10 protein-coding genes and 1 pseudogene are annotated in these 7291 nt (G+C 66.5%); 3 read left to right on the forward strand and 8 right to left on the reverse strand.

Annotation, left to right across the window (positions count from 1 at the left end; translation table 11 throughout):
• From VFH65_RS20710 to VFH65_RS20720, 3 genes and pseudogenes are all read left to right on the forward strand, one after another.
• A pseudogene (locus VFH65_RS20710) lies at nucleotides 1-116 on the forward strand (peroxiredoxin); the annotation flags it as partial.
• A 15-nt stretch (nucleotides 117-131) separates the two neighbouring features.
• Nucleotides 132-932, forward strand: coding sequence for an alpha/beta fold hydrolase (locus tag VFH65_RS20715; RefSeq protein ID WP_353323923.1), 801 nt, complete (start codon nucleotides 132-134; stop codon nucleotides 930-932).
• Nucleotides 932-2092 carry a SpoIIE family protein phosphatase gene (locus VFH65_RS20720; protein WP_414688465.1) on the forward strand — a complete coding sequence of 387 codons (1161 nt, stop codon included), beginning with the start codon at nucleotides 932-934 and terminating at the stop codon, nucleotides 2090-2092. Before VFH65_RS20715 ends, VFH65_RS20720 begins: the two co-directional genes overlap by 1 nt.
• 4 nt (nucleotides 2093-2096) lie before the next feature.
• Here VFH65_RS20720 and hisI read toward each other — a convergent pair whose 3' ends face one another.
• The 8 genes from hisI to VFH65_RS20760 form a co-directional block, all read right to left on the reverse strand.
• Complete coding sequence (gene hisI / locus VFH65_RS20725) at nucleotides 2097-2444, reverse strand: phosphoribosyl-AMP cyclohydrolase (RefSeq protein ID WP_353323925.1); 348 nt, start codon at nucleotides 2442-2444, stop codon at nucleotides 2097-2099.
• Complete coding sequence (gene hisF, locus VFH65_RS20730) at nucleotides 2444-3217, reverse strand: imidazole glycerol phosphate synthase subunit HisF (RefSeq protein WP_353323926.1); 774 nt, start codon at nucleotides 3215-3217, stop codon at nucleotides 2444-2446. The genes hisI and hisF overlap by 1 nt, the downstream gene beginning before the upstream one ends.
• Nucleotides 3218-4033: an inositol monophosphatase family protein gene (locus tag VFH65_RS20735; RefSeq protein WP_353323927.1), complete on the reverse strand. Its 816-nt coding sequence runs from the start codon at nucleotides 4031-4033 to the stop codon at nucleotides 3218-3220.
• A 7-nt stretch (nucleotides 4034-4040) separates the two neighbouring features.
• Nucleotides 4041-4787 (reverse strand): bifunctional 1-(5-phosphoribosyl)-5-((5-phosphoribosylamino)methylideneamino)imidazole-4-carboxamide isomerase/phosphoribosylanthranilate isomerase PriA, encoded by a 747-nt coding sequence (gene priA / locus VFH65_RS20740; protein WP_353323928.1) that lies wholly within the window; start codon nucleotides 4785-4787, stop codon nucleotides 4041-4043.
• A gap of 5 nt (nucleotides 4788-4792) precedes the next feature.
• The gene (gene hisH / locus VFH65_RS20745; RefSeq protein ID WP_353323929.1) at nucleotides 4793-5413 is read right to left on the reverse strand and encodes an imidazole glycerol phosphate synthase subunit HisH; all 621 of its coding nucleotides are present in this window, start codon (nucleotides 5411-5413) and stop codon (nucleotides 4793-4795) included.
• Entirely contained in the window at nucleotides 5410-6024 is a 615-nt protein-coding gene (gene hisB / locus VFH65_RS20750) for an imidazoleglycerol-phosphate dehydratase HisB (RefSeq protein WP_353323930.1), read from the reverse strand. The genes hisH and hisB overlap by 4 nt, the downstream gene beginning before the upstream one ends.
• Nucleotides 6021-7136, reverse strand: a complete 1116-nt coding sequence (locus tag VFH65_RS20755) for a histidinol-phosphate transaminase (RefSeq protein WP_353323931.1) — start codon at nucleotides 7134-7136, stop codon at nucleotides 6021-6023. Before VFH65_RS20755 ends, hisB begins: the two co-directional genes overlap by 4 nt.
• A partial coding sequence (locus VFH65_RS20760; RefSeq protein ID WP_353323932.1) for a histidinol dehydrogenase occupies nucleotides 7133-7291 on the reverse strand: 159 nt, incomplete at its 5' end. The genes VFH65_RS20755 and VFH65_RS20760, both read right to left, overlap by 4 nt.

Here is a 7291-nt window from a genome sequence, read left to right on the forward strand (position 1 = left end):
CGACGTTCGTCATCGACACAGACCGCACCGTGCTCGACGTGATCGCCAGCGAATTCAGCATGGACACCCACGCCGACAAGGCGCTCGAGGTGCTGCGGGAGCGCCAGTCGGCCTAGGGCAGGCTTGAGAACGTGGGGGTGCGCGCCAGGAACAACGTGAACATCGTCGGTGCCCCTGACGGGCCGACGATCATGCTGGCGCACGGTTTCGGCTGCGATCAAACCTTGTGGCGTTACGTGACGTCCGCGCTGGTCCCCGAGTTCCGGGTGGTGCTGTTCGACCACGTCGGCTCGGGAGCGTCGGATCCGTCGGCGTGGGATCCGCACCGCTACGCGTCGTTGCAGGGATACGCCGACGACGTCCTCGACATCGTCAATGAACTGGACCTGCAGGACGTGACGTTCGTCGGTCATTCCGTGGCCGCGATGATCGGGGTCCTTGCGGTGGCCGCCGAGCCCGGTCGGTTCGCCAAGCTGGTCCTGCTCGTCCCGTCTCCCTGCTACATCGACGACGGCGACTACCGCGGTGGCTTCTCCCGAAGCGACATCGACGAACTTCTCGAGTCTCTCGAGAGCAACTATCTTGGCTGGTCGCGGGCGATGGCCCCGGTGATCATGGGAGCGCCTGACCGGCCTGAACTCGCTGACGAGCTCACTGACAGCTTTTGCCGCACCGACCCCGAATGCGCACGGGTGTTCGCCAATGCGACGTTCCTCGCTGACAACCGTGCGGATTTGGCGCGCGTGACGGTCCCCACGCTGATCATCGACAGCGCACAGGACGCGATCGCGCCGCGAGAGGTCGGAACCTACGTCCAGCGCAGCATCGCCGGCAGCAGCCTGATCACGCTCGACACCATCGGTCACTGTCCGCAACTCAGTGCCCCAGACCCCACCGCCTCGGCGATTGCGGCGTTCGCGCGGTCCACGTGATCAAGGACAGAGAGGCGATCGACCTCTACGAGAACGCGCCGTGCGGATACATCGCGACAGGGCCGGACCGGCGAATCGTAGCCGTGAACGCGACGCTGTCGACATGGCTTGGCTACGAGCGAAACCAGTTGATCGGCAAGGCATTCACCGACTTGCTCACCGCCGGTGGGCTCATTCACTATGAGACCCACTTCGCGCCCCTTCTTGAGGTAGAAGGTGAAATAGGCGGAGTCACCGTCGAATTGGTCACGGCGCAAGGCGCCCGCCTGCCGATGTTCGTCACTGCGAATTCCAAGACCGATGCCGACGGCCGGGCCGTGATGCTGCGATTCGTTCTGCAAGACGCTCGGGATCGGCGGTTGTATGAACGCGAACTGCTCGAGGCCCGCCGACGAGCCGAACTGGAACGCACGCGGGCGCAGGTGCTTGTGGGCGCATTGCAGCGATCGCTGCTTCCGCCGTCCCTGTCGCCGCCCGAGGGCTTGGAAGCATCCGCGTATTTCCATCCCGCCTCGCCCGACGAGGTGGGCGGGGATTTTTACGACTTGTTTCAACTGTCGTCCACCAAGTGGGGTTTCTTCCTCGGCGACGTCTGCGGTAAAGGTGCGAACGCGGCGGCGCTGACATCGCTGACCCGATACACGCTGCGCGCTGCGGCGGTCATCGACGACGATCCGGTGCGGGTTCTGCACAACCTCGATGCGGTCTTCGACCAGGAGGTGATGAACGACGCGCTGCGGTTCTGCACGGTCGTCTTCGGCATCCTGAGTCGCCGCGAGCACGGCTTCGACGTGCACCTCGCGAGCGCAGGGCATCCACCGGCTCTTCTGATCACCACCGACGGCAACGTGCGATACGTCGACACCGCAAGCGGTCCGGCCATCGGAATCTCGTCGAAGTCGCCGTTCGTCTCGACACGGCTGTGCCTAACGGGCGGCGACACCCTGGTGCTCTACACAGACGGATTGACCGAGGCGCGTACCGGCGAGGGCACAGCGCGGTACGACGACGAAGACGCCCTGATCGCGTTCGCCGCGGCACATGCTCCGACCACTGCCCGGTCGATCGTGCACGCGATCCGTTCGGTGCTCGACCGCCTCGGGGCCGGCGTGGAGGACGACGTTGCGGTGCTGGCGTTGGGTGTGCCGCAGCCGTCCTAGGTGTTTATGCCTCCGGACCCAACAAGAGGTCGGCATCGAAACACGTGTGCTCGCCGGTGTGGCATGCCGCGCCGACCTGGTCGACTTCGAGCAGCACGGTGTCGCCGTCGCAATCCAGCCGCACCGAGTGCACGTACTGGGTGTGACCGGAGGTCTCCCCCTTCACCCAATGCTGTTGGCGGGAGCGCGAGTAGTAGGTGGCCTTGCGGGTTTCCAGCGTGCGCGCCAGTGCGAGGTCGTCCATCCACGCCACCATCAGCACCTGGCCGGTGGCGCGTTCCTGCGCGACCGCGGTGAACAACCCGTTGGCGTCGCGCTTGAGCCGCGACGCAATGTTTGCGTCGAGCGTCATTACCGCACCACGATCCCTTCTGCCGCCATCGCCGCCTTCACCTGGCCGATGGTCAGCTCCCGGAAATGGAAGACGCTTGCGGCCAGCACGGCGTCGGCACCTGCAACAACGGCTGGCGCGAAATGTTCCACCGCGCCCGCGCCGCCGCTGGCGATCACCGGCACCGAGACCGCCCCTCGCACGGCCCGCAGCATCTTCAGGTCGAAGCCGGCCTTGGTGCCGTCGTAGTCCATCGAGTTGAGCAGGATCTCACCGACACCGAGTTCCGCTCCGCGCGTTGCCCATTCGACCGCGTCGATGCCGGTGCCGCGGCGCCCGCCGTGCGTGGTGACCTCCCACCCCGACGGCGTCGGCTCCTGACCTTGCGGGACGGTGCGCGCGTCGACCGACAGCACGATGCACTGCGACCCGAACTGGCGTGACAGTTCGGCCAGCAATTCGGGCCGGGCGATAGCAGCCGTGTTGACGGCGACCTTGTCGGCACCCGCGCGCAGCAGCACGTCGACGTCGGCCACCGACCGCACACCACCGCCGACGGTCAGCGGGATGAAGACCTGCTCGGCGGTGTGTTTGACGACCTCGAGCATGGTGGCCCTGCCCGCAGAGGAGGCGGTGACGTCCAGGAACGTCAGCTCGTCGGCGCCCTCGGCATCGTAGGCGGCCGCAAGCTCGACGGGATCGCCCGCGTCACGCAGGTTTTCGAAGTTGACACCCTTGACCACGCGGCCGTCGTCGACGTCCAGGCAGGGGATGATGCGAACCGCGACATCCATCTAGAAATCCTTCGGTGCGCCGACGGAGTGCAGAATCTCGAGGAGCTCGCCGTGCGCGCCGGGCAGTCCCACCAGTGCCGACGGCGACGTCACCGTCCAGTCGTCGCCGGCCAGATCAGTCACAATGCCACCGGCCGCACGCACAAGCGCGACGCCTGCGGCGTGGTCCCACACCTTGCCGCTGAAACTGATTGCCCCACCGAGGATTCCGGTAGCGGTGTACGCAAGGTCGATACCGGTCGCACCGTGCATCCTCATCCGGGAACACTGCCGGCTCAGGCTCTCGATCGCCGCCAGTCGGTAGCGGCCGGGCACGCTGCCACGCGAATCGACGTTGAACGTGCCCACCCCGACGATCGAGTCGGACAACTTGGCAGGCTTCAATGGAGCTTGCTCGACACCATTGCTCAACAACGGTTTTCCGACCACGGCGGTGAACCGCTCCCCCGTGAACGGCACCCACGTCAGCCCCGCCACCGGTTCACCATCGCGCACCAAACCGAGCAGGATTGCGGCCATCGGAGAACCTGCCGCGTAGTTGAACGTGCCGTCGATCGGATCGAGCACCCACACCAGCGGCGAGTCGACGTCCGCGCCGCCGAATTCCTCGCCGTGCACCTCGATGCCGGTCCTGTCGGTGAGCGCCGCCACGACCTGACGTTCGATGGCCAGATCGACCTCGGTGGCGAAGTCGTTGCCCTTCTTTTGCACAGCCGACTCCGCGCGGTGCCCGGCGATGAACGGCTTGGCCGCCTCGTCGAGGATGGCGGCGGCCTCGGCGACCAGGGCTTCGAGGTCGGCCTCGTCCAGCGCCATCGCGGTCCTACCGCCCCGTCGCGGCCAGCGCCTGCGGCAGCGTGAACCGCCCGGCGTACAAGGCCTTTCCGACGATGGCACCCTCCACACCACGATCGACCAGCGTCGCGATGGCACGGAGATCGTCAAGGCTGGACACGCCGCCGGACGCGATCACCGGGGCGTCGGTGCGCTCGGTGACATTCGTCAGGAGCTCGAGGTTGGGCCCGTTCAGGGTGCCGTCCTTGGTGACATCGGTGACGACGAAGCGCGAACATCCTTGTTGGTCAAGGCGTTCCAGCACCTCCCACAGATCACCGCCGTCGGTTTCCCAGCCGCGCCCGCGCAGCCGGTGTTCTCCGTCGACGATCTTGACGTCCAGACCGACGGCCACCTTCTCGCCGTGTTCGGCGACGACCTTGGCGCACCACTGCGGGTTCTCCAGCGCCGCGGTACCGAGGTTGACACGGGCGCAGCCGGTGGCGAGCGCCGCCGTCAGCGACTCGTCGTCGCGAATGCCGCCGGACAACTCGACCGCCACGTCCAGCTTGCCGACCACCTCGGCGAGCAATTCACGATTCGAGCCGCGCCCGAACGCCGCGTCCAGGTCGACGAGGTGGATCCATTCGGCGCCGTCGCGCTGCCAGTTCAGCGCGGCGTCCAGCGCCGAGCCGTACTCGGTTTCGCTGCCGGCCTGGCCTTGCACCAGTCGCACGGCACGGCCCTCGACCACGTCGACGGCGGGTAGAAGTATCAATGGCCTTGTCCCAAGCACGGGGCTCAACCTAGCGCCTGAACCCAGTTGGACAGCAATGCGGCGCCCGCATCGCCGCTCTTCTCCGGATGGAACTGGGTGGCGGCCAGCGGACCGTCCTCGACCGCGGCGAGGAACGGCACATGGTGGGTCGCCCACGTCAGCAGTGCGCTGGGGTCCCCCTCCCACTGCTGCGCGGCGTACGAGTGCACGAAGTAGAACCGGGTCGTCGTGTCGAAGCCGTTGAACAACACGCTGCCTTCAGGCGCGTCGACGACGTTCCAGCCCATGTGCGGGATCACCGGGGCGTCCAACCGGATGACCGCGCCGGGCCATTGGCCGCAGCCCGTGGTCTCCTGGCCGAACTCCACGCCACGCGAGAACAGGATCTGCATGCCGACACACACGCCGAGCACCGGGCGGCCCGCCGCGACCCTGTCGGCGATGATCTTCTCGCCGCCGATCTTGCGCAGACCCGTCATACACGCCTCGAACGCGCCGACACCGGGCACCACGAGACCGTCGGCATTGCCCGCCGCCACGGCGTCGGCGGTCACCTCGACGTCCGCACCGACGCGCTGCAGGGCCCGCTGAGCCGAGCGCAGGTTGCCCGAGCCGTAGTCGAGCACCACGACTTTCCTTGTCACAGTGTGCCTTTGGTCGATGGCACCCCGGTGACACGAGGGTCGTACTCGACGGCCTGTCGCAGCGCGCGGGCCACGGCTTTGTACTGCGCCTCGGTGATGTGGTGCGGATCGCGGCCGTAGAGCGTGCGCACATGCAGCGCGATGCGGGCGTTGGAGGCAAGCGATTCGAACACGTGCCGGTTGATGACGGTGTGGTAGGGCACGTCCGATCCGGCGATCGTGGTGTGCAGCAAGTGTTCCGGCTCGCCGGTGTGCACGCAGTACGGCCGGCCGGACACGTCGACGGCGGCGTGCGCGAGCGTCTCGTCCATCGGGATCCAGGCGTCACCGAAGCGGCGGATGCCCTTCTTGTCGCCCAGGGCCTGACCAAGCGCCTGGCCCAGCACGATCGCGGTGTCTTCGACGGTGTGGTGAGCCTCGATCTCGACGTCGCCCTTGGCGCGCACGGTCAGATCGAAGCTGGCGTGGCTGCCGAGCGAGGTGAGCATGTGGTCGTAGAACGGCACGCCGGTGTCGATGTCGACGATGCCGGTGCCGTCGAGATCGAGCTCGACGACGATGTCGGATTCCTTTGTCTTGCGTTCTATTCGCGCACGACGGGTTTCGGTCACTGTGCTCCTATTCGGGCGCTGGCGGCCAGCAGCGCGTCGTTCTCCTCGGCCAGGCCTGTGGTGGCCCGCAGGTATCCGGGTATGCCGACGTCGCGGATCAGGACGCCCTGGTCGAGGTAGCGCTGCCAGGTGGCGGGTGCATCGGCGAACTCGCCGAACAACACGAAGTTCGCGTCGCTTTCGATGACGCGGAAACCCATGCCGGTCAACGCTTCTGTGACGCGCTCGCGCTCGGCGATCAGCTTCGCGACGCTGCCCAGCGTGTCGTCTGCGTGGCGCAGTGCGGCGCGGGCGGCGGCCTGGGTGACCGACGACAAGTGGTAGGGCAGGCGCACCAGCAGCATCGCGTCGATCACTGCGGGCGCGGCGATCAGATATCCGAGCCTGCCGCCCGCGAACGCGAACGCCTTGCTCATCGTGCGCGTGACCACGAGCCTGGTCGGGTACTCGTCGATCAGCTTGACCGCGCTGGGCTGCGATGAGAACTCGCCGTACGCCTCGTCGAGGATAAGCATCCCGGTTGCCTCAGAAGACAAGGCCTCCAGCAGTCTTCGCAGTTCGTCAAGCGGAACGCTTTGGCCCGACGGGTTGTTGGGGCTTGCGACGAAGACGATGTCGGGGGTGTGCTCCTTGATCGCCTGCACCGCGACGTCGGTGTCGAGGCCGAAGTCGTCGGCGCGGTTGGCCACCAGCCATTCGGTTTGGGTGCCGCCCGAGATGATCGGATGCATCGAATACGACGGCACGAAACCAATGGCGCTGCGGCCGGGCCCGCCGAACGCCTGTAGCAGCTGCTGCAGGATCTCATTGGAACCGTTTGCAGCCCACAGGTTTTCGACACTGAGTGCGGTGCCCGTCTGCCCACTCAGGTACGCGGCCAGGTCGGTACGCAGCACGACCGCGTCGCGGTCGGGATAACGGTGCAACTCCCCCGCGACGGCGTGAACCGAGGCCGTCACATCGTCGACAAGCGCCTTGGTGGGCGGGTGCGGATTCTCGTTGGTGTTCAGCCGTACCGGTACGTCCAATTGCGGTGCACCGTAGGGCGATTTACCGCGCAGATCATCACGCAGCGGCAGATCGTCGAGAGTCACCTTCTTGCCAGGAGTCACTTCTCGAACCTCCGCCGCACCGCTTCGCCGTGGGCGGGCAGGTTTTCGGCCTGCGACAGGGTGATCACATACCCGGAGACGTCTTTCAGCGCTGCCTCGTCGTACTCGACGACGTGGATTCCCTTGAGGAACGTCTGCACGGAAAGACCGCTGGA

The organism is Mycobacterium sp., from assembly GCF_035697385.1.
In the GTDB taxonomy this organism is placed as follows: Bacteria; Actinomycetota; Actinomycetes; order Mycobacteriales; family Mycobacteriaceae; genus Mycobacterium.